This is a genomic window from Nonomuraea angiospora, assembly GCF_014873145.1.
Classification (GTDB): Bacteria; Actinomycetota; Actinomycetes; order Streptosporangiales; family Streptosporangiaceae; genus Nonomuraea; species Nonomuraea angiospora.
The window spans coordinates 2,316,782-2,334,944 of sequence record NZ_JADBEK010000001.1; the positions used below are offsets into that span (position 1 = coordinate 2,316,782).

19 protein-coding genes are annotated in these 18,163 nt (G+C 71.8%); 11 read left to right on the plus strand and 8 right to left on the minus strand.

The features are described from left to right. The first annotated feature begins 64 nt into the window (after positions 1–64). Positions 65–877, plus strand: coding sequence for a CPBP family intramembrane glutamic endopeptidase (locus tag H4W80_RS10605; RefSeq protein ID WP_192784932.1), 813 nt, complete (start codon positions 65–67; stop codon positions 875–877). Here H4W80_RS10605 and H4W80_RS10610 read toward each other — a convergent pair. The 3 genes from H4W80_RS10610 to H4W80_RS10620 all read right to left on the minus strand — a co-directional run bounded on the left by H4W80_RS10610 (position 825) and on the right by H4W80_RS10620 (position 3,597). Then, positions 825–1,529, minus strand: a complete 705-nt coding sequence (locus tag H4W80_RS10610) for a response regulator transcription factor (protein WP_192784933.1) — start codon at positions 1,527–1,529, stop codon at positions 825–827. The genes H4W80_RS10605 and H4W80_RS10610 overlap by 53 nt on opposite strands. Further along, complete coding sequence (locus H4W80_RS10615) at positions 1,526–2,770, minus strand: sensor histidine kinase (RefSeq protein ID WP_192784934.1); 1,245 nt, start codon at positions 2,768–2,770, stop codon at positions 1,526–1,528. The genes H4W80_RS10610 and H4W80_RS10615 overlap by 4 nt, the downstream gene beginning before the upstream one ends. Positions 2,771–2,982: 212 nt before the next feature. Next, a complete protein-coding gene (locus H4W80_RS10620) occupies positions 2,983–3,597 on the minus strand; it encodes a hypothetical protein (protein ID WP_192784935.1) in 615 nt (204 codons plus the stop codon). A gap of 257 nt (positions 3,598–3,854) precedes the next feature. Here H4W80_RS10620 and H4W80_RS10625 point away from each other — a divergent pair, with 257 nt between their 5' ends. The 4 genes from H4W80_RS10625 (at position 3,855) to H4W80_RS10640 (ending at position 6,368) form a co-directional block, all read left to right on the plus strand. Then, positions 3,855–4,577: a sulfotransferase family protein gene (locus tag H4W80_RS10625; RefSeq protein WP_192784936.1), complete on the plus strand. Its 723-nt coding sequence runs from the start codon at positions 3,855–3,857 to the stop codon at positions 4,575–4,577. A 48-nt stretch (positions 4,578–4,625) separates the two neighbouring features. Then, positions 4,626–5,237: a TetR/AcrR family transcriptional regulator gene (locus H4W80_RS10630; protein WP_318786794.1), complete on the plus strand. Its 612-nt coding sequence runs from the start codon at positions 4,626–4,628 to the stop codon at positions 5,235–5,237. 180 nt (positions 5,238–5,417) lie between these two features. Continuing rightward, positions 5,418–5,924, plus strand: coding sequence for an SET domain-containing protein (locus H4W80_RS10635; RefSeq protein ID WP_192784937.1), 507 nt, complete (start codon positions 5,418–5,420; stop codon positions 5,922–5,924). A 27-nt stretch (positions 5,925–5,951) separates the two neighbouring features. Further along, complete coding sequence (locus tag H4W80_RS10640; protein ID WP_192784938.1) at positions 5,952–6,368, plus strand: RNA-binding S4 domain-containing protein; 417 nt, start codon at positions 5,952–5,954, stop codon at positions 6,366–6,368. Between the two features lie 71 nt (positions 6,369–6,439). On the opposite strand, the gene H4W80_RS10645 is transcribed toward H4W80_RS10640, so the two are convergent. After that, positions 6,440–7,687 (minus strand): MFS transporter, encoded by a 1,248-nt coding sequence (locus H4W80_RS10645; protein WP_318786795.1) that lies wholly within the window; start codon positions 7,685–7,687, stop codon positions 6,440–6,442. 252 nt (positions 7,688–7,939) lie between these two features. Between H4W80_RS10645 and H4W80_RS10650 the strand changes: the two genes are divergently transcribed. Then, complete coding sequence (locus H4W80_RS10650; protein WP_192784939.1) at positions 7,940–9,154, plus strand: phospholipase D-like domain-containing protein; 1,215 nt, start codon at positions 7,940–7,942, stop codon at positions 9,152–9,154. Between the two features lie 185 nt (positions 9,155–9,339). On the opposite strand, the gene H4W80_RS10655 is transcribed toward H4W80_RS10650, so the two are convergent. Next, positions 9,340–10,251 (minus strand): aminoglycoside phosphotransferase family protein, encoded by a 912-nt coding sequence (locus tag H4W80_RS10655; protein ID WP_318786796.1) that lies wholly within the window; start codon positions 10,249–10,251, stop codon positions 9,340–9,342. A 43-nt stretch (positions 10,252–10,294) separates the two neighbouring features. Further along, complete coding sequence (locus tag H4W80_RS10660) at positions 10,295–10,738, minus strand: ester cyclase (RefSeq protein ID WP_192784940.1); 444 nt, start codon at positions 10,736–10,738, stop codon at positions 10,295–10,297. Positions 10,739–10,960: 222 nt separating this feature from the next. Between H4W80_RS10660 and H4W80_RS10665 the strand changes: the two genes are divergently transcribed. From H4W80_RS10665 to H4W80_RS10675, 3 genes are all read left to right on the plus strand, one after another. Next, positions 10,961–11,452: a hypothetical protein gene (locus H4W80_RS10665; RefSeq protein WP_192784941.1), complete on the plus strand. Its 492-nt coding sequence runs from the start codon at positions 10,961–10,963 to the stop codon at positions 11,450–11,452. Positions 11,453–11,546: 94 nt separating this feature from the next. Continuing rightward, complete coding sequence (locus tag H4W80_RS10670) at positions 11,547–11,987, plus strand: cupin domain-containing protein (protein ID WP_192784942.1); 441 nt, start codon at positions 11,547–11,549, stop codon at positions 11,985–11,987. Positions 11,988–12,156: 169 nt separating this feature from the next. After that, entirely contained in the window at positions 12,157–13,221 is a 1,065-nt protein-coding gene (locus H4W80_RS10675; RefSeq protein ID WP_192784943.1) for a class I SAM-dependent methyltransferase, read from the plus strand. Between the two features lie 13 nt (positions 13,222–13,234). Here H4W80_RS10675 and H4W80_RS10680 read toward each other — a convergent pair whose 3' ends face one another. Both H4W80_RS10680 and H4W80_RS10685 read right to left on the minus strand, forming a co-directional pair. Continuing rightward, positions 13,235–15,118, minus strand: a complete 1,884-nt coding sequence (locus H4W80_RS10680; protein WP_192784944.1) for a hypothetical protein — start codon at positions 15,116–15,118, stop codon at positions 13,235–13,237. After that, positions 15,115–16,050 carry a leucine-rich repeat domain-containing protein gene (locus H4W80_RS10685; RefSeq protein WP_192784945.1) on the minus strand — a complete coding sequence of 312 codons (936 nt, stop codon included), beginning with the start codon at positions 16,048–16,050 and terminating at the stop codon, positions 15,115–15,117. The genes H4W80_RS10680 and H4W80_RS10685 overlap by 4 nt, the downstream gene beginning before the upstream one ends. Before the next feature lie 193 nt (positions 16,051–16,243). Between H4W80_RS10685 and H4W80_RS10690 the strand changes: the two genes are divergently transcribed. Beyond that, positions 16,244–17,497: a DUF6745 domain-containing protein gene (locus H4W80_RS10690; RefSeq protein ID WP_192784946.1), complete on the plus strand. Its 1,254-nt coding sequence runs from the start codon at positions 16,244–16,246 to the stop codon at positions 17,495–17,497. A gap of 32 nt (positions 17,498–17,529) precedes the next feature. Next, complete coding sequence (locus H4W80_RS10695) at positions 17,530–17,934, plus strand: hypothetical protein (protein ID WP_192784947.1); 405 nt, start codon at positions 17,530–17,532, stop codon at positions 17,932–17,934. The last annotated feature ends 229 nt before the right edge of the window (positions 17,935–18,163 follow it).

An 18,163-nucleotide genomic window follows, 5' to 3' on the forward strand; every position in this document is an offset into this window, starting at 1 on the left:
GGATGGCGGCGGCGACGCGTTCATGAACACTGGCCAGGCCCGTTCCCCGAAAGAAGGTCTGCCCATGTTCGAACGGCTCTCCGATCGCGCCACGTCGATCGTCTTCGTCGTCCTCGTGCTCACGATCTCGCTGGGCACCGCCGGCATCGCCGGAGGGCTCGTCCTCGCCCTTTCGCCGCTGCTCGTCGTGCTGGCCATGCTGCTCGTCGTCACCCGAGAGGGGTACTCCAGAGCCGGGTGGCGCCGGCTCGGTACGGGGCGGCTCGGCCTGCGGACCTGGCCGCTCGCGCTCGCCACCACCGCCGGCGTCTGCCTGCTCGCCACCGCGGGTGCCGTCGCGCTCGGCTTCGGCCGCTTCTCCGCGCCGCGGGGCGACTGGCTTCAGTCGCTGATCGCCGTGTCCGTCACCGGGCCGATCCTGTCGTTCGCGGAAGAGATCGGCTGGCGGGGCTACCTGCAGCCACGGCTGGCGTTCCTGGGCGAGCGCTCGGCGATGCTCGTGGTCGGGCTGGTCTGGATCGCCTGGCACCTGCCGTACATCCTGTTCACGCCGTACTACCACAGCGAAGGAGACCGGCCCCTGGTGCTCCTGCTGTTCGGTGGCTCGGTGATCGCGTTCTCGTTCCTCTTCGGGTATTTGCGCGTCATGTCCGGGAGCGTGTGGCCGGTCGTGCTGGCCCACTTCGCGCACAACGCCACCTTCGCCCTGCTGCTGGAGCACGCGGTCTCGACCGAGTACCCCGTGGTGGTGCGCGAGTACCTGGCCGGTGACACCGGGCTGTTCGTGCTCGTCGGCACGGCGGCCTGCGCCCTCGCGATCGGGATCAGCCGGTCTGCCGCGAGTCGCCGGTCAGCCCCTGCGTCCGCGCGAGGATGACCGCCTGCACGCGGTCGCGTAGCTCGAGCTTGCGCAGCACCGAGCCGAGATGCGTCTTGACGGTCGACTCCGCCAGCTGAAGCCGCGCGGCGATCTCCGCGTTGGTGAGTCCCAGGCCGACCGAGGCGAGGATCTCGCGTTCGCGGGTGGTGAGCCGCTCCAGCCTGGACGCGGTGGCGGGCGGGTGCCCGGCGGGTGCGGTCGCGGGCGGTGCGAGGACGAACGAGTCGATCAGGCGGCGTACGAGCCTCGGCGCGACAGGCGCCTCCCCGGCGGCGGCGGCCCGGATCGCCGCCAGCAGTTCCGCCGCGCCCGCGTCCTTGAGCAGGAACCCGGCCGCCCCGGCTCGGAGTGCGGCCAGGACGAGCTCGTCGTCGTCGAACGTGGTCAGCATGACGACGTGTGGCGGGTCGGGTGTGGCCAGCAGCCGCCGGGTGGTCTCCACGCCGTCGAGCCCCGGCATGCGGATGTCCATCAGGACGACGTCCGCGCGGTGCTCCGGCCGCCGCAGCGCGTCGAGGGCCGTCTGCCCGTCGGCGGCCGATCCGACGACCCGCAGATCCGGGGTGGCGTCGAGGATCATCTCGAACCCGGTGCGTACCAGCTCCTGGTCGTCCACCAGGAAGACGCGGACGAGGCGGTCGGCGCTCATCGCTCGCCGCTTGCTCTCGTGCCGCCCGGCGCGGAAGGCGGCAGAACGGCGACGGGAATCGCGGCGTCGACCACGAATCCGCCGCCGGGGCGTGGACCCGCCTCCAGGACTCCGCCGAGAGCGCGCAGGCGCTCCCGCATTCCGTCGAGGCCGTAGCCGGGTTCGGAACCGGTCGCGTCGGCGCGGCGGACGCCGACACCGTCGTCCTCGACCCGTACCATGATCCCTCCCTGCGTCCTCGCGACCACCACGTGCGCTGCCGCGTACGGGCCGGCGTGCTTCAGCACGTTCGTCAGTGACTCCCGGGCCACACGGAGCACGGCAAACCGTATCGCGGTGGGAACGTCGTCGAACGCGGCCTGCTCGGCGTCGACCTCCACGGCGAGTCCCGCCGCCCGTACCGAGTCCACGAGCTGCCGCAGCTCGGCGAGTCCCAGCCCGGCACCGCGCGGCTCGTCCGGCCCGTCGGCCTCGCGCAGGACCTCGATGACGCCGCGCACCTCGGTGAGGGCCGACCGCGCGGTACGCCCGATGGTGGCGAAGACCCTTCCCGCGTCCCCGCGGTCCCAGGGCTGGGCGTGCTCGGCGGCGTACTCCGCGCCGTCGGCCTGCACGATCACGACGGTGAGAGAGTGGGCCACGATGTCGTGGATCTCCCGTGCCGCGGCGACCCGTTGCCGCTGCGCGACGAACCGTTCGTGGTGCAACCGGCCCTCCTCGAGCTGGGCACCCGCCTCACGCAGTGCGCGCATGTTGGCCTGGCGGCCGCGGACGAGATTGCCGATGACCCAGACGAGCACAGCCAGAATCCCCAGGAACGCCGCGTTCTTCACCACGTTGACCGGGTATTCCGGCGGCGTGCTCCATCGGAAGCCGGCGAGCACGCTCCCGGCCAGCGCGGCGCCGAGGGCGAGCAGGCGGATCGGCAGAGAGCCGACGTGCGCGGCAACGGTATAGACGACGACCGCTTGCGCGATGTCGGCCGGCAACGGGATCGGCACCACCAGGAGCTGGACCCCGAAGGCTGCGGCCGACCAGAGAAGGACCGCGGTCGGGAAGCGTCGCCGTACGACGAGCGGGAGGATGGCCGCCGTGGCGACGAGGAAGGCGGGCAGCCCGGCAAGAGCGCTCGTCAGGCCGAGAACCAGCCACATCAGACCGGTCAGGGTCAGGTCCAGCCGCCTGGGGTGCTCGCGTGACCACTGGTCGATGCGTGCGGCGAGGAAGGTCCGCTGTCTCAAAGGGCTCCCGATCCTCCGTGACCGTTCGGCCGAAGCCGCCGTCGGCGCGCGGGCACCTGGTGTGCTCCGGCACGAGGGTCACACACCATAACGCAAGGGGTGCCGGTGGACGCGGTTGCCGGTCTACGGGGGTTCGGCCGCAGGAGCGGCACGTGGTGTTCCTCGCCGCAGGAACGGCGACCGCCCGCGTGGAGGCGGTCGCCTGAGCGCCCTTAGGGGTAGTACGCGGCCAGCTTGGCCTTGATCTTGGCCACCGTGGCGTCGAAGGGCATGAGCTGCGGGTCGCCGTGCCGGTAGTCGAGGAGCTGGACGGCGTACACGGCGCGGCCCTGGCGGACCACGGCGACCCAGAAGTGGTGCGTCAGGGTCGAGTACGGGTTGACGGCGGCGGTGACCCGCAGGACCTCCACGCCGTCCGCCTCGCCCGCGCTGGTGACGTCGAACACCGCGGAGCCGGTCTCGGCCGGCGGATTGCGGTCGACGCAGGTGGCCAGGTCGGCCCGCCATTGCCGCTCGAAGGCGGCCGCGGCGTCAGCGCTCGGGAAGACCCAGACGTCGTTGTAGGAGTGGAACCACGTCGGCGTGGAGAACCTCGCGCTGACGCCCGCGCTCGCGCCGGTGGCGCGCCCGTACTCCCAGCAGGTCGGGCCGGTGACGCCGGGCTCGAAGTACGGGTTGATCCATGGGTCCCCGTACGACTCGCTGACCGGCGGCTGATCCGCCTTGGTGAGCAGCACTCCGCGGTCGACTCCGGCCTGGGCGGCGCCGGCCTGGGCGGTCGAGGCCGGTGCGGCGGAGGCGGTCGCGGGGAGGGCGGTGAGGAGCATGGCGCAGACGACGGTGGCGCCGCTCAGAGCAGACCGAACTGCGGATAAGTGCATGGGATGTCCTCTCTCCGAAGCTTGACTGCATTGATCATCTGATGTCAGGCACGAGAGTCATGCAGATTCGGCAATCGTGATCAAAGCGCAACAAAGATCCATCACACACGGGGGCCGGCAGAAAAATGTACAACTGTTGAGTTTTTTCGCCCGTCCTCCTAGCCTGAGGGCGACCGCCATCGCGGACGACAGGGGAACTCGTCATGATCAAAGTCATCGGCGCGGGCCTTCCACGCACCGGCACCACGTCAATGAAGGCCGCGCTGGAGCGGCTGGGCTTCGCCCCCTGCTACCACATGGTCGAGGTGATGACCCATCCCGGCCACGTCGATCACTGGCTGGAGGCTGCCGCCGGAAAAGTCCGGACTCGCGAGGACTGGGACCGGGTCTTCGAGGACGGCTACCAGGCGGAGGTGGACTGGCCCGCCAGCTTCTACTGGCGGGAGCTGGCCGACGCCTATCCCGAGGCGAAGGTCATACTCACCGTACGAGACCCGCACAAGTGGTACCCGAGCATCCGGATGCTGCTCTCCGGCGAGAACCGGCCGGACCCTTCGGACGAGATGCCCGAGGAGGTCCGCCGGCTCTTCTCGACCATGCAGCGGATGCGGCCGGCTCTGAACCAGATGGGGCAGGCCCTTTTCGGCCCCGGCTGGGCTTTCGGGGACGACCTGTCCGACGAGGAGCTGGTCGTCGCGGCCTTCGACCGGCACGTGGAGACGGTGAAGCAGAGCATACCCGCGGAGCGGCTGCTGGTGTTCGACGTGCGGGAGGGGTGGGAGCCGCTGTGCGCCTTCCTCGGCGTGGACGTCCCGGCCGGCGAGCCGTTCCCGCATCTGAACGACGCCGAGTCGATGCGGCAGGCGTTCGAGCGGATGAAGGCCGGCGACATGTCGGGCTTCCCGCTCGGCCGGCCCGGTAGCTGACAGGCCGTAGTGGATAGCATCGGCCTGCGCGGGATGAGGTGACCAGCAGTGACCGATGCCATCGAGCAGGCCGGCGGCGGCGAGCGAAAGGGCGAGCGCACCCGCCGCCGCATCCTGGAGGCAGGGCGGCGGGTGTTCGGCGAGGTGGGCTACGACCGCGCCACCATCCGGGCCATCGCCGCCGAGGCGCGGGTGGACAAGTCCTCGGTGATCCAGTATTTCGGCACCAAAGAGCAGCTCTTCCGCGAGGCTCTCGACCTCCGCATCAACGTGGACGCGCTCACGGTGGACGGCGACCCGGCGGCCTCGGCGGAGAACTACCTGCGCGCCATGCTCGAACGCTGGGCCGCCGCCCCCGACAGCCCCATGGCCGTGCTCCTGCGTACCAGCCTGACCAGCGACGAGGCCGCCGACCTGCTGCGCAGGCACATCACCGCCGAGGCCATCGACCGCATCGCCTTCCACTTGGAGGGGCCGGACCCGCGGCTGCGGGCGGCGCTGGCCGGGGCCGTCATGTTCGGCATCACCTTCCACCGCCACCTGCTGCGCACTCCCGATCTGGCCGGCGCCCCGCTGGACGACGTCCTGCGCCTGGCCGTCCCGCTCATCCACGAGCTGCTCACATCGCCGCCGACCGCGACCGCCGCGCAAGAACCCTGACGGCCCGCTCGCGGTGTCCTCGCACACCGAGCGCCCCCACCGCCTGGACCCCTGGCGCCACCTCGTCGGCCCTCCCTCCGCCATCCCCCGAACGCACACCGCTCCGTGTCACTCGCTGAGGCTCGGAGGCACTTCCCACGCGAGTGCGATTTCGGCAGTGCGCTCCCTGGGTAAGTGCCGATGATGAGCTCAGAATGCTGGCTCACCCCAAGCGCTCAGCCCCGGCTCTCCTCCATCCACGGCACCGGTCTGTTCGCCATCGAGCAGATCCGCCAGGACGAGGTCGTGATGCGGCTCGGCGGGCGCGTCATCGGGGATGAGACCCTGGCCCGCCTCACACCGCCCTACAGCAGCCTCACCGTCGCCGAAGGCGTCCACCTGCTTCTCGATCCCGCTCACCCGGTGCGCTACGGCAACCACTCCTGCGACCCCACTCTCTGGCACCGTGACGCGACCACGGTGATCGCCCGACGGGACATCGAACCGGGCGAGGAGCTCACCATCGACTACGCCACGCACACCGGCGTCGCCGCGTGGTCGATGGCCTGCCGTTGTGGCACGCCTTTGTGCCGCCGCGTCGTCACCGGCGACGACTGGCGGCTGTCACGGCTGCGGGCCGCCTATGGCACCCATTGGAGCCCGCCCCTGCTCGGACGCATCGAGGCCGCCGTCCTTGACTCCTCATGACCGATCGTCACTCAGTACAGTGTCGGGGTGTCAGGTGAGCAGACGAGTGCGCGGGTGGACAGCTGGATCTGGTCGGTGCGGCTGACCAGGACCCGTTCGGTCGCGGCCGACGCCTGCCGGGGCGGTCACGTCCGGGTCAACGGGGTGCGGGTCAAGCCCGCGCACGTCGTCCGGGTCGGTGACGAGGTCCGGCTGCGGCACGAGGGGCGCGAACGCATCGTGGTCGTCTCCCGGATCATCACCAAGCGCGTCGGCGCCGCCGTGGCCGCCGAGTGCTACGTCGACAAGAGCCCGCCGCCTCCTCCGCGCGAGGAGACCGTCACGGTGGCCGCCCGGGCTCGTGGCGCGGGACGTCCCACCAAACGCGAGCGCCGCAGCATCGACAAGCTGCTCGGACGCCCGGCGGCGGAGGGGCGGGACCGCAGGGACGGCCACGCCGATTGACGCGGCCGTCCGCATAGAGCCGGATGGCAAGGCGGTCGGGCTCCGTGGCGGCCGGCGCCAGAGCACCTCGATCAGGTCGTGGGGGTCGTCTCGGGGGCGAGGCCGGTGTCGTCGAGAGCCGGGGCCGGTGCCAGGCGCGCGCTGATCGTCATCACGGCGAGGCCGGCCAGGACGATGGCGGCGCCGACGTACAGCGGGGCGGTGTAGCCGAGGCCGGCGCTGATCGCCAGGCCGCCGAGCCAGGCGCCCAGCGCGTTGCCGACGTTGGAGGCGGAGACGTTGGCGCTGGCGGCGAGCGGGACCCCGTTCGCGTAGTCGGTGACCCGCGTGATCATGCCGGGCACGCCGGCGAACCCGAAGAGGCCCAGCAGGAACACCAGGACCACCGACGCGACGGGACTGCCGGCCAGCAGGCCGAACGCGATGAGCGTGGCGGTGAGGCCGGCCAGCGAGACGACCAGCGTGCGGTCCCGGTCGCCGTCCGCGGCCCGCCCGCCGGCCAGGTTCCCGATCACCAGGCCGCTGCCGTACACGACGAGCAGCCAGGCGACGTCGGCGCCGGAGAAGCCGGTGACCCGGGTGAAGGTGTAGGCGATGTAGCTGAACGCGCCGAACATCCCGCCGTAACCGAGCGCGGTGGCCGCCAGCGTCAGCCAGACCTGCGCGGAGCGGAACGCGCGGAGCTGGACGCGCAGCCCGTTCGGGCCGGAAGCCGCCGAGGGACGCGTACGGTCCACCGCGCCGGCCCAGCCCGGCACCATCGCCGCGATGGCGACCAGGGCGATCACGCCGATCGCGGTGATCGCCCAGAACGTGACGCGCCAGCCCCAGCGCTCGCCGACCAGGGCGCCGAACGGGACGCCCAGGACGTTCGCCAGCGTCAACCCGGCGAACATCACCGCCACCGCCCTCGACGCCCGCTCCGGCGCGACCATGCGCCGGGCGACGAGCGAGCCGATGCCGAAGAACGAGCCGTGACACAGGGCGGCGACGACGCGTCCGAGCAGCATCACCGGATAGCCGGACGCGACGGCGGAGAGGAGGTTGCCGGCGACGAACAGCGCGACCAGCCCGATGAGGACCGGCTTGCGGGGCAGCCCGCCGGTGGCGGCGGTCACCACGATCGCGCCGACCGCGACGCTCAGCGCGTACCCGGAGATCAACCATCCCGCCGCGGCCTCGGACACGGCCAGGCTCCGGCTCACCTGCGGAAGCAGGCCCGCGATCACGAACTCGGTCAGGCCGATCCCGAAGCTGCCGAGGGTCAGCGCGATGAGCCCGGCGGGCATTCGCGGGCTGCCGTTTGCCTGAATTGTCACCCGAACATCATCCACCGGGGGCTGGGCGCGGTCCCCGGCGGCCGAGCCTGGGCGTCAGGAGATGTTCCCTCATCGTTGATCCCGCCTTCAGGCTGCCCTTTCCGAACACGCCGCCGCAGGGTCCAGGATCGGTGCCGCGACGAGGAGCCGGCGCTCATCGGCCGGGACACGGGTCTTCAGGTCGCGCGCCGCTTCCCCGGAGCACCGGCGACACCCGCGGCCGGTGGTGGCCGCGTCCTGAAGGAGTGATCCATGCTTGGCAAGTCCCTGTCAGTGCCGACTGCGGACCCCGTCGCGGCCCCCGTCGTGGCCGCTGTCGTGGGCGCCGTCCTGGCCGCGGCCACGTTGACGGGCGCCGCCCCGGCCTCGGCCGCGGCCTCCGCCTGTGCTGACGCCCCCGTTCCCGCGCGCGTCACGACGAGCGCCGTGTTCAACGACCCCGCGGGCGGGGACCCGGCCGCCCTCGTGCGTACGCTCTGCGGCCTCGTCCGGCAGGCCCCCGCCGGGGCCCGTATCCAGGTCGCCCACTTCGTCATGTCGGGCGCCGCGGGCACCGAGTTCGCCGACGAGCTGATCAAGGCGCACCAGCGGGACGTGGACGTGCAGGTCATCCTGGACGGGGACACGCGCGGCGCGGCCGTGGCCGCCAAGCTCGCCGCCGCGCTGGGCACCGACACGGCGGCCGGTTCGTGGACGCACGTCTGCAGCGGGCCGCTGTCCGGTGGCACGGCCGCGTGCATCGGCAACAAGGGGCAGCACAACAAGTTCTACCTGTTCTCCCGCACCGGCGACGCCTCCGACGTGGTGGTCCAGTCGTCGGCCAACCTGACCGACCTCAACTCCTCCACGTACTGGAACAACGCGGTCGTCCTGCCCGGGAACCGGCGCCTGTACGACGCCTACGCCCGCTACTTCGGCGACCTGGCCGCCGAGCGCAAGAACCTCGACTACTACCGCGTCGTCCAGACCGGCGGCCCCGGCGGGTCGGTGCGGGCCGCCTTCTTCCCCAAGGCGGACGGCGACCCCATCGTCGACGAGCTCGGCAAGGTGACCTGCCAGGGCGGCACCACGATCCGGGTCGGCATGTCCGAGTGGGACACCTTCCGGATCGCCATCCCGGCCAAGCTCCGCGACCTGGCCGCCCGCGGCTGCACCGTCCGGATCGTGTACGGCATCATGAGCGACGAGGTCAAGCGGCTCCTGCTGGCCGAGCCGCGCGTCGAGCTGCGCACCCTGGGCGACGGCGGCGCGCTGCCCGGCCGCGTGCACTCCAAGTACCTGCTGATCGAGGGCTCGTACGGCGGCGACCGCGACGCCCACTGGGTGATCACGGGCAGCCACAACTACATCGAGACGTCGCTGCGCCGCAACGACGAGACGCTGCTGAGGCTCAACGACAAGTCGATCTACCGGCAGTACGTCGCCAACTTCGAGCGCATGCGCGCCGTCGCGCCCCTGGCGGGTTGATCCTGGTCGCCGGCCGGCGGTCCTGTGGCCGGCGACAGGCGGTCCTGCGGCCGGCGGTCCTGCGGTCGGCGGCAGGCGGTCCTGTGGCCGGCGGCAGGCGGTCCTGTGGCCGGCGGTCCCGCGCTCGGCGGCAGGCGGTCCTGTGGCCGGCGGTCCCGCGGTCGGCGGCCGGCGCTCCTCGATCGTCAGCCGGCGCTCTTGTGGTCGGCCAGGACCTCGTCGATGACCCGCCGCTGTACGGCGGCCTGCTCCTCGTCGGTGCCGATCTTCTCGGCCAGCACGATCAGCGCCTTCCACAGTGCCCAGCCCCGGGCCCGCGCCCACATGGCGCGATCCTGGCCGGCGACCTGCCGGAAGGCCTCCCGGCTGTCGCCCGAGAGCATCGTCCAGGCGATCACCAGATCACAGGCGGGATCGCCGACGCCCGAGGTCCCGAAGTCGATGACGGCGGCCAGCTTCCCCTCCCTGACCAGCAGGTTGCCGGCGGCGAAGTCGCCGTGGAACCACACCGGCGGCCCGGACCAGGTCGCCTCCAGGGCGGCGTCCCAGACGGCCGACGCCAGGCCGGTGTCGAGCTGACCGTCCAGCGCGGCGAGGGCGCGACGGGTCTGCTCGTCGTAGTGCGCCGGCGGCGCGCCCCTGTAGAAGCTGTGCGCACCGGCCCGAGGCCCGCCCGCGGCGTCCACGCGCCGCAGCGCGAGGAGGAATTCGGCCAAAGACTCCGCGAACCCGCACGGGTCGTCCACGCGGTCGAGGGTGGCGGTCTGGCCGTCCAGCCACCTGCGGATCGACCAGTCGAACGGGTATCCCGCGCCCGGCACGCCCTTGGCCAGCGGCACGGGAACCGCGACCGGCAAGGACGGCGCGAGGACCGGCAGCCACCGATGTTCCTTGTCCACCGCCGGCGCGTAGCCGGCAGCGGTCGGAAGGCGCACCGTCATCTCCTCGCCGAGCCGATAGGTGCGGTTGTCCCATCCGTCGACCTCGACCGGCGTCACGGGCAGCTCGCTCCACTGCGGGAACTGGTCCTCGAGCAGCCGCTTGACCAGTGAGGCGTCGATTCCGGCACGTCCGTCGGGGGGCATGATGTCGACCACCCCGAGAGTGTGGCGGCCTCGACCGCCGCCGGGCAAAGGGTTTTCAGGCCGGCCTCTCGTCCTCCTCGAAGCAGAGCTCGCCGCCGAGCTGGGCGCCCAGCTCCAACTGGTCGTAGTAGATGCGGTGGCTGACGATGAGATCGTCCTCCACGGTCGAGACGCTGCACGCGCGCACGAGGATGGGGCGGCCGGTCGCCGGGGCCACGCCCCCTCCGGGCATCAGGTAGGCGCCCTTGTGCGTGCCGCTCAGGGTGTACTCCGCCACCAGGGTGTCACCCAGGATCGTGAGCGACTGGATGGTGCACCTCGAGTCCGGGAACGCCTCGATGAACGCGCCGTAGTAGGAGGCGATCTCGTCCCTGTCCTGGCCCACGCCGTCCGGCGCGACGAGGACCGCACCGCGGCTGAAGGTGTCCGCGAGATCGTCCACGTCGTGGCGGTTGAAGGCTCTGCGCAGCCGGTCCAGCGGGCGTCGGGGATCAGACATCGACTCATTTTAATGGCCAGAAGGGCAATTATTGGGCCAACCCTCAGTACAGAAATATCGGGAAAAATCCGTTTTTCTGGAGACATATACGTCTGTCACGGTTCGCCGAGCCGTCCTGTCAGAGAGGGTGACCACCCTGGTGCCGGCATCGCCCCGGCGACTACCATCTCGGCCAGTTCGGAAAACGAGGAGTGCCTGCCCGGTGAAAGTCGAGACCGCCTGATGCAGGCCGTCCTCCACGCGGCGGGGATCTCCGCCGGGTGCGCCCTCGCCCTCGCCCCGGCCCTGCTGCCCTCCGCGCATCCCACCAGGAGGTGGCCGCACGTCGTCATGGCGCTCGGCATGGCGGCCGGGCACCTGGGCGGCTGGTTCCTGCCCGCCGCGGTGCTCGCGCTGCTGACCGCCGGCTGGCTGTGCGGCTCCCCCTCCCGCCGCGCCGAGACCGGCCATCACATCCAGGACTTCGTGGTCATGTCCATCCTCCTGGTGCTGACGGCGTCCGGCTCGCCCCCTCTCGCCGGCGCCGCGTCCGGGCACCCGCACGGAGGCGGTGCGCCGGCCGCGGTGGCCCTGGCCATCGGGCTGGCCTGGACCTGCGCCCGGCTCGTCCGCGTCCTGCCCGCACGCGGCGCGGACCGAAGAATGTTCGGTCAGGACGTCTGCTCGGCCGGAATGGCGGCCAGCATGGCCTTCATGGCCGCGCTGGCCCTCTGACGGGTCAGCGCGCTGTCACACATCGGGGCGCTGCCTTGTCTGAGCTGGTACACGGCCGGACCGAGCCGGCCACCGTCCCGTGAAGGGAACCCCGATGAGCATCGATCAGGCTCACGCCCACCAGCTGGAGAGCCCCGACAAGAGCGGGCCGCTACCGAAGATCGAGATCGTCGCCACCGTGCCGGGGGCGCCGCCCGCGCCGGAGGGCGCCGAGGCCATGACGATCCTGGTCACGCTGCCGCCGGACAGCCCGGGCGCGCCGCCGCACCGCCACTCCGGCCCCGCGTACGGGTACGTGGTCAAGGGCGCCATCAACTTCGAGCTCGAAGGCGAGCCCGTGCGGGTCGTCCGGGCCGGTGAGGCGTTCTGGGAGCCCGGTGGGGACGTGATCCACTACCAGGACGGCAACCACCTGGCCGACGAGGAGTCGGCGTTCGTGGTGACGATGTTCTGCGCGCCCGGGCAGCCGATGCTGATCCCGGTCAGCCCGCAGGAGCTGGAGGCCCGGCGAGACCGTCGCGCGCCGCGAGCATGACCGAGGCGGCCCTGTTCACGACCGCGCACTGAAGACAAAGAAGGCGGGAATCGGGGGCGTTTCCCGCCTCTTCAGAGAAAGACGTGCGCTTGGGCGGGTTTTCACCGTTTATATAGCTGTGATTGTCACTGTTTATATAGATTTGCGCTCGCAAACAACGGGGGAAACCATGGAGAAGACGCTTGACCAGGATCGGGTGAAGGAGTTCCTGGAACGCGTGATGATCGACAACGGTGCCGCCCTCGCGGGCCTCTGCACGTCGATCGGCACCCGGCTCGGGCTCTACCAGGCGATGGCCGGTGCCGGGCCGCTGACCTCCGAGGCGCTCGCCGCCCGTACCGGCCTCGACGAGCGGTACGTACGGGAGTGGCTGGCCTCCCAGGTGGCCGGCCAGTACGTGCGCCACGAGCCCGGCACGGACACCTATGTGTTCCCCGACGAGCACGCCGCCGTGCTCGCGGACCCGGCCTCTCCCGCGTACTCGGCCGGGGCGTTCGCCATGCTCCAGCCGCTCTACGCCACCGAGGACGCGCTGGTGGACGCCTACCGGACCGGCGGCGGCGTGGGCTGGGAGGAGCACGGGCCCGCCTTGTACGAGGGGGTGGCCGCGTTCTTCCTCCCCGGCTACGCGGCGTCCCTGGTGCAGGAGTGGTTGCCGGCCATGGACGGCGTGGTGGAGGGGCTGGAGCGGGGCATGTCCGTCGCCGACGTCGGCTGCGGCTTCGGCCACAGCACGTTGCTCATGGCGCACGCGTACCCCCGCTCCCGCTTCCACGGCTTCGACTTCCACGGCCCGTCCGTCGAGAGGGCGCGGCGGGCGGCGGCGGAGCAGGGGCTGGCCGACCGGGTGAGCTTCGAGGTCGCGGGCGCGGGCGACTTCCCCGGCGGCGACTACGGCCTGATCACCTTCTTCGACTGCCTGCACGACCTCGGTGACCCCGGCGCCGCGTTCCGGCGCGCCGCGCGGACGCTGGCCGCCGGCGGCGCCTGCCTGATCGTCGAGCCGAACGCCGCCGCGGCGCCCCAGGACAACATCAACCCGCTCGGCCGGGCGTTCACGGCGACGTCCGCGACGTTGTGCCTGCCCGGGGCGCTGGCCCAGAAGGGGCCGTACGCGCTGGGGAACCACGCCGGCGAGGACGCCCTGCGGCGCATCGCGCACGAGGCCGGCCTGCGCACCTGGAAGCTGGCCGCGCAGAGCCCCGCCAACCTCGTCTACGACGCCCGCCGCTGATCCCCCGAGCGCGTCAGCCGTCCTCGTCGTCCCAGTCGTCCTCTTCGTCGTCCCACAGGTCGCTGGGCGGCAGCGGGTGCTCGTCGTCGACGAGCGAGTCGTCCACGTAGCGCCGCCAGGCGCGGCTCTCGCCCGGGTCGGCCCAGTCGTCCTCGGTGATCCTCGGGACGGGGATGGTGGCCCGCTGGTGGTCGACCATCCACGAGTTGCGGAAGAAGTCGAACCTGAGGTGCCGGCAGCCGGCGGACTCGGTGTAGATGATGGGCGGGACGAGGAACTGCGCCACGCCGACCTTGGCCGCGACGACCACGTAGTCCTCGGGGATGGATTCGTCGTTCCAGCAGGCGGCGAAGTTCACCGGCTGGAGCGCGCCCTTGCCGAGCACGTGGATGAGGTTGTCCTGGATGACGAACCGGTCCGGGTCGAGGGCCACGTCCTCGCCGAGCATGAGGATCGGCGCGGGCAGGATGTGCGCCTTGGCGAAGGACTGCGCGTCGGTGTAGAGATCGATGATCTCGTCGTGGCGCGTGGGGTCGTAGCGTCCGGAGGAGTGGAACGGGCAGCAGATCCGGAGGTTCGGCTCCTCCGGCTCGGGAAAGAATCCGGACTTGTCCACCCGCGTCATGACGGACCCGCCGCGCCTGGCACTCAGGAACTCGGGGATCCAGCCGGCGTCGTCGGACTCGATCACCTCCGTCTCGCACAGCGCCCGGAACGCGGTGTCGCCGAGCTTGCAGTTGAAGTAGTCGAGCAGGGTGAGCGCGGCGCACTCCGCCGGCGACAGCTCCTCGCTCTTGGCGAACCAGAAGTCGTAGCCGTTGGTCACGAAGTGCACCCCGCGGAACTCCTTGTGCACGAAGGTCTCGCGGGTGGGGCCCTCCCCCAGGCCGTTCCAGTGGGCGGCCGCCACCTGGTTGTAGTACGCGTCGGCGTGCCGGGCCAGCTCCGGCGCGAACACGCTCTCACCGGTGAGATAGCACGCCTTGCTGAACAGCTCGCCGATCTCCGGCGCCTCGGTGACCTCGTCGGCGGCGAAGATCAGCTCGGTACGCAGGAACACCTTGCGGCCGTCGCGGTAGGGGGCGCCCTCGTGCTCGTACCGCTGGTCGAAGATCACGCACGTGAACTCGCCGATCTCGCCGAGCGCGGCGCCGCCGACCAGGTCGAGCGCCGGCGACCCCGTGCCGCCGGTCAGGTAGAGCAGCACCGTGTACCGGGAGATGTGCCGCCGCGCCGCGTCGAAGTACGGCGTGTCCCGGTGCCGGTGGAAGTTCGCGTCGCCGGGCTCGAACCGGTTGCACCTGAACACCGGGTTCACGTGCGAGAACCCCTCCGCCGTCGCCGGCGGCAACGCGTCGGCCACCGCCGCGCTCAACGCCTCGGCCAGCAGCGCCGAGTGGAAGATGAACCGTTCACCGCCCCGGGACCCGGCGTTCAACGGCGGCACGTACAGCTTCAGCTCGTCCAGCCGCTCCAGGCGGGTCCGGGCCTCGGCCGGCAACCGCAGCGAGAACGAGAACACCCCCTCCGCGAGCTCCGCCCGCTCGGCCAGCTCCGCCTCCAGCGGCACGCCCTCGAACAGGCGGTCCAGCGGGACGATGTTCTCGAACGTGCGGAACGACAACTCGTGCGGATCCACGAACACCGCCGCCAGGTACGGCGCGTCCGCGCTCGGCCGGGCGAACAGGTCCCGCACCCGCTCGTCGATCCGCTCGGCGTCGATGAACCGCACCGCCTTGAACCGCGCCGACGGATGCCAGGAAAGGTCCAGCCCGTCCACCGTCGCGGCCGGCTCGGCGTCGGTCGCGTCCACCTCCGCCCGGTATCGGGCGGCCTCCTCGGCGGGCGCGTCGCCGGCCGACAGGACGAAGAAGCGATCCCGGAGTTCGATGCTCACATGGACCTCCACATGCTGCGCAGTCCGGACGGAAGGTTCGCGGCGTGCGCCAGTTCGCGCACGCCGTCCCGGCCCACATCGGAGCCGTACAGCCACAGCCGCGCGAGGGACCCGGCGAACGGGGCCGCGATCAGGGCCTGCGCGCCGGCCTCGCCGAGGTCGTTGTAGCGCAGGTCGAGCTCGGTCAGCTCCGGGAACCGGTGCAGGGAGCGCACGCCGTCGGCGCTCAGCTTGTTGCGCTGCAGGTGCAGGCGGCGCAGTCCGCTCAGGTGCGGGGACGCCGCGAGGGCCGCCAGACCGGCGTCGCCGATCCGGCAGTACCGCAGTTCCAGTGCCCGCAACCGGTCCGTGCGGAGCGAGGCGGCGAGGAGTTCGGCGCCGTGCGGGCCGAGGTCCAGGTAGGAGAGGTCGAGCCCGGCGAGCCGGCCGAGATCCAGCCCGTTGAGCGCCTCCATGTCCGGGCGCCCGGACCGACCCCCACCTTCCTCATCGTCGTCCTCGTCGTCCTCGTCGTCGTCCTCGTCCCAGTCGTCATCCTCGTCGTCCCAGTCCTCGTCCTCGTCGGACTCCGCGTCCGACCAGATCCGCAGCTTGGTGACGAACCGGCCGCGCAGCACCTGCTCCACGACCTCGCGGACGTCGTCCGACCACGGGACGGCGACCTCCGTGGCGAAGCCGTACCGGCGGGCCAGCACCCGCACCGTCGCCGGCAACCCGTCGTCCCACCCGCCCTCGTGCTCCGCGACGAGGTCGGCGATCTCCCGCTCAATGGCCGGGCGGTCGGCGGGACGGGTCCGCGCCAGGCGCTGTTCGAGGCGGATCAGCGTGCCTCTGGCGTCGCCCTGCTCCAGCAGCCGGTCACTGTAGGCGTCCCACGAGGCGAGGTCATCGGGCTGAGCCCGTAACGCGTCTTCGACGGCGGTCGCTTGCATTCGTACGAATGTACGGAGATCGACAGATGTGTCAAGGCGCCGCGCATCATCTGTAAACGGACCCCGGATGACCGCGCGGGCAGGTATCGTGCTGCGCCGAGTACATGATCGTCTACGTGTCCCAGGCGGCACGGTGTCGTCGCGGCGCTCTCGGGCGGAGCCAGGGGGCCCGCCTCACTTGGAGGTCTCCACCGTGAATTCACCGGGTCCTGAGCAGGGCCGGGACGACGACGATGCCGCCGCCGAGAGGCGGGCGTGGGAGTCCGCCGCCCGTGCCTGCTACCGGGAGATCGGGGTCCCGTTCCCGGAACGGGTCGTGTGGGTGTCCTCACCGCTCGTCGGCGCGTTCGCCGCACCGATCGCGGCCTGCCTGAGCACCGGCCACCGCAACAACCGCGTCCTGGAGTCCGTCTACCGCGCGGTGGACGGCACCGCCGGCGAGAGCGTCGGCCACGCCGTGCGCGCCGCGGTCCGGGTCGCGGCCGACGGGGCGGCGAGCGATCCGGTGTACGGCGCGGCCGCCACCGCCCTGCACGCCGAGATCGCCGCGACGATGGGCTCCGCGCTGGCCTCGGCGGTACGGGACCTGCCCGCCCGCGAGGAGGGCCGCAATGCGCTGGCCGGCGTGTTGAACCTGGTCGCCGCCGCGTCGGAGACGGCCGTGGGGGCGGCGGTGGACGCGGCGGTGGGCGGCCCGCGGCAGGACACGATCCGCGGCGAGGTACGCCGGCTGTGGCGGGCCCACCTGGCCTTCCAGCGTTCCGGCACCTGGCTGCCCCTGGTCGGCCACTTCAGACAGGCCCCGCCCCCAGGACACGACCCGGCCTCAGGGCGCGACGAGGATCGGCCGCCGCAGGGCGCCGTGGAGCAGGAGGCGGCGCGGTCCGCGCCCGCCGGCTGGTGGTGGTGGCCCTTCCTCGACTTCGTCATGCTCTGCCCGCGCCCGACCGAGCTGCACCTGGAGCAGGTCGGCGAGGGCGCCGGGGCCGCGCAACGGCCGCACCGCGCCGACGGTCCCGCGGCCGGCTGGTCCGACGGGTTCGGGGTCTACTTCTGGCACGGCACCCAGGTCACCCGGGCCGTCATCGACGACACCCTCACCGCCGACGAGATCCTCCGCGAGACCAACGCCGAGATCCGCCGCTGCGCCATCGAACGCCGCGGCTGGGACCGCTTCATCACCGAGGCCGGCCTGGCCCAGATCGGGCCCGCCGTACCCGATCCCGGCAATCCCGGGCAGACCCTCACCCTGCACGACGTGCCCGATGACATCTACACCACGCACGTGCGGGTCCTGCTGTGCACCAACGGCACCGTCGAGCGGGACGGCACCCGCCGCCGCTTCGGCCTCACCGTCCCCGCGGACTGCACCGACCCCATCCAGGCCGCCGCCTGGACCTACGGCCTCACCCCGGCGCAGTACGCCGGCGCGCAACGACGATCCTGACCCCGCCCACCGGCAAAGGAGCCCGAGAGAAGATGCCCACCATCGAGCAGGCCATCGCCACCTTCGGCGTCACCGTCGACGAGCACCTCGACCGGCAGGCCGAGATCCCCATCCTGTCCGGCCTGCAGTTCCAGGGCGATGTCGCCGTCGTACCGGTCAACCGGGACCCGGCCCGCACCCCCGTCCCCGAGACCGGCGTCCCGATCGTCCGCGGCCAGGGCGGGGCCAACACCCACCTCCTGCTCGCCACCGGCAAGGCGTTCTTCACGCCGGAGCGCTTCGGCGGCGGAATGGTGCTCGGCGTCCTGACCGTGACCGAGGACGCGACCGCCTATCTCGCGCACCCCGAACACGCCTTCACCGGCATCGCACCGGGCACCTACGAGCTGCGGCGCCAGCGCGAGCAGGCCGACGACACCCGGCTCGTCGCCGACTGAAGCCGCGGTCACCGCCACAGCGCCCACCGATCCCTCCGGCCGCTTGACGACGTCCATCGCCCCCCGAGGTGGGCGGATGCCGGGCATCCGCCCATCTGCCCGCTCTCAGGGCGCCGGCGCGGCCAGCAGCCCGTACTCGATGGCTGTCGCGGCGTTGGCGGTGCCGGCGAGCAGCGCCGGCGCCGAGAAGGCCAGGACGAGCAGGAGGGAGATTCGTCGAGCCATGAGG

Coding starts and splice junctions, on each gene's coding strand:
- H4W80_RS10625 (WP_192784936.1), top strand. CDS start 3,855: ATGATCAAAGTCATCGGCGCGGGCCTTCCACGCACCGGCACCACGTCA.
- H4W80_RS10650 (WP_192784939.1), top strand. CDS start 7,940: ATGCTTGGCAAGTCCCTGTCAGTGCCGACTGCGGACCCCGTCGCGGCC.
- H4W80_RS10675 (WP_192784943.1), top strand. CDS start 12,157: ATGGAGAAGACGCTTGACCAGGATCGGGTGAAGGAGTTCCTGGAACGC.
- H4W80_RS10670 (WP_192784942.1), top strand. CDS start 11,547: ATGAGCATCGATCAGGCTCACGCCCACCAGCTGGAGAGCCCCGACAAG.
- H4W80_RS10610 (WP_192784933.1), bottom strand. CDS start 1,529: ATGAGCGCCGACCGCCTCGTCCGCGTCTTCCTGGTGGACGACCAGGAG.
- H4W80_RS10665 (WP_192784941.1), top strand. CDS start 10,961: ATGCAGGCCGTCCTCCACGCGGCGGGGATCTCCGCCGGGTGCGCCCTC.
- H4W80_RS10605 (WP_192784932.1), top strand. CDS start 65: ATGTTCGAACGGCTCTCCGATCGCGCCACGTCGATCGTCTTCGTCGTC.
- H4W80_RS10635 (WP_192784937.1), top strand. CDS start 5,418: ATGATGAGCTCAGAATGCTGGCTCACCCCAAGCGCTCAGCCCCGGCTC.
- H4W80_RS10660 (WP_192784940.1), bottom strand. CDS start 10,738: ATGTCTGATCCCCGACGCCCGCTGGACCGGCTGCGCAGAGCCTTCAAC.
- H4W80_RS10620 (WP_192784935.1), bottom strand. CDS start 3,597: ATGCTCCTCACCGCCCTCCCCGCGACCGCCTCCGCCGCACCGGCCTCG.
- H4W80_RS10685 (WP_192784945.1), bottom strand. CDS start 16,050: ATGCAAGCGACCGCCGTCGAAGACGCGTTACGGGCTCAGCCCGATGAC.
- H4W80_RS10695 (WP_192784947.1), top strand. CDS start 17,530: ATGCCCACCATCGAGCAGGCCATCGCCACCTTCGGCGTCACCGTCGAC.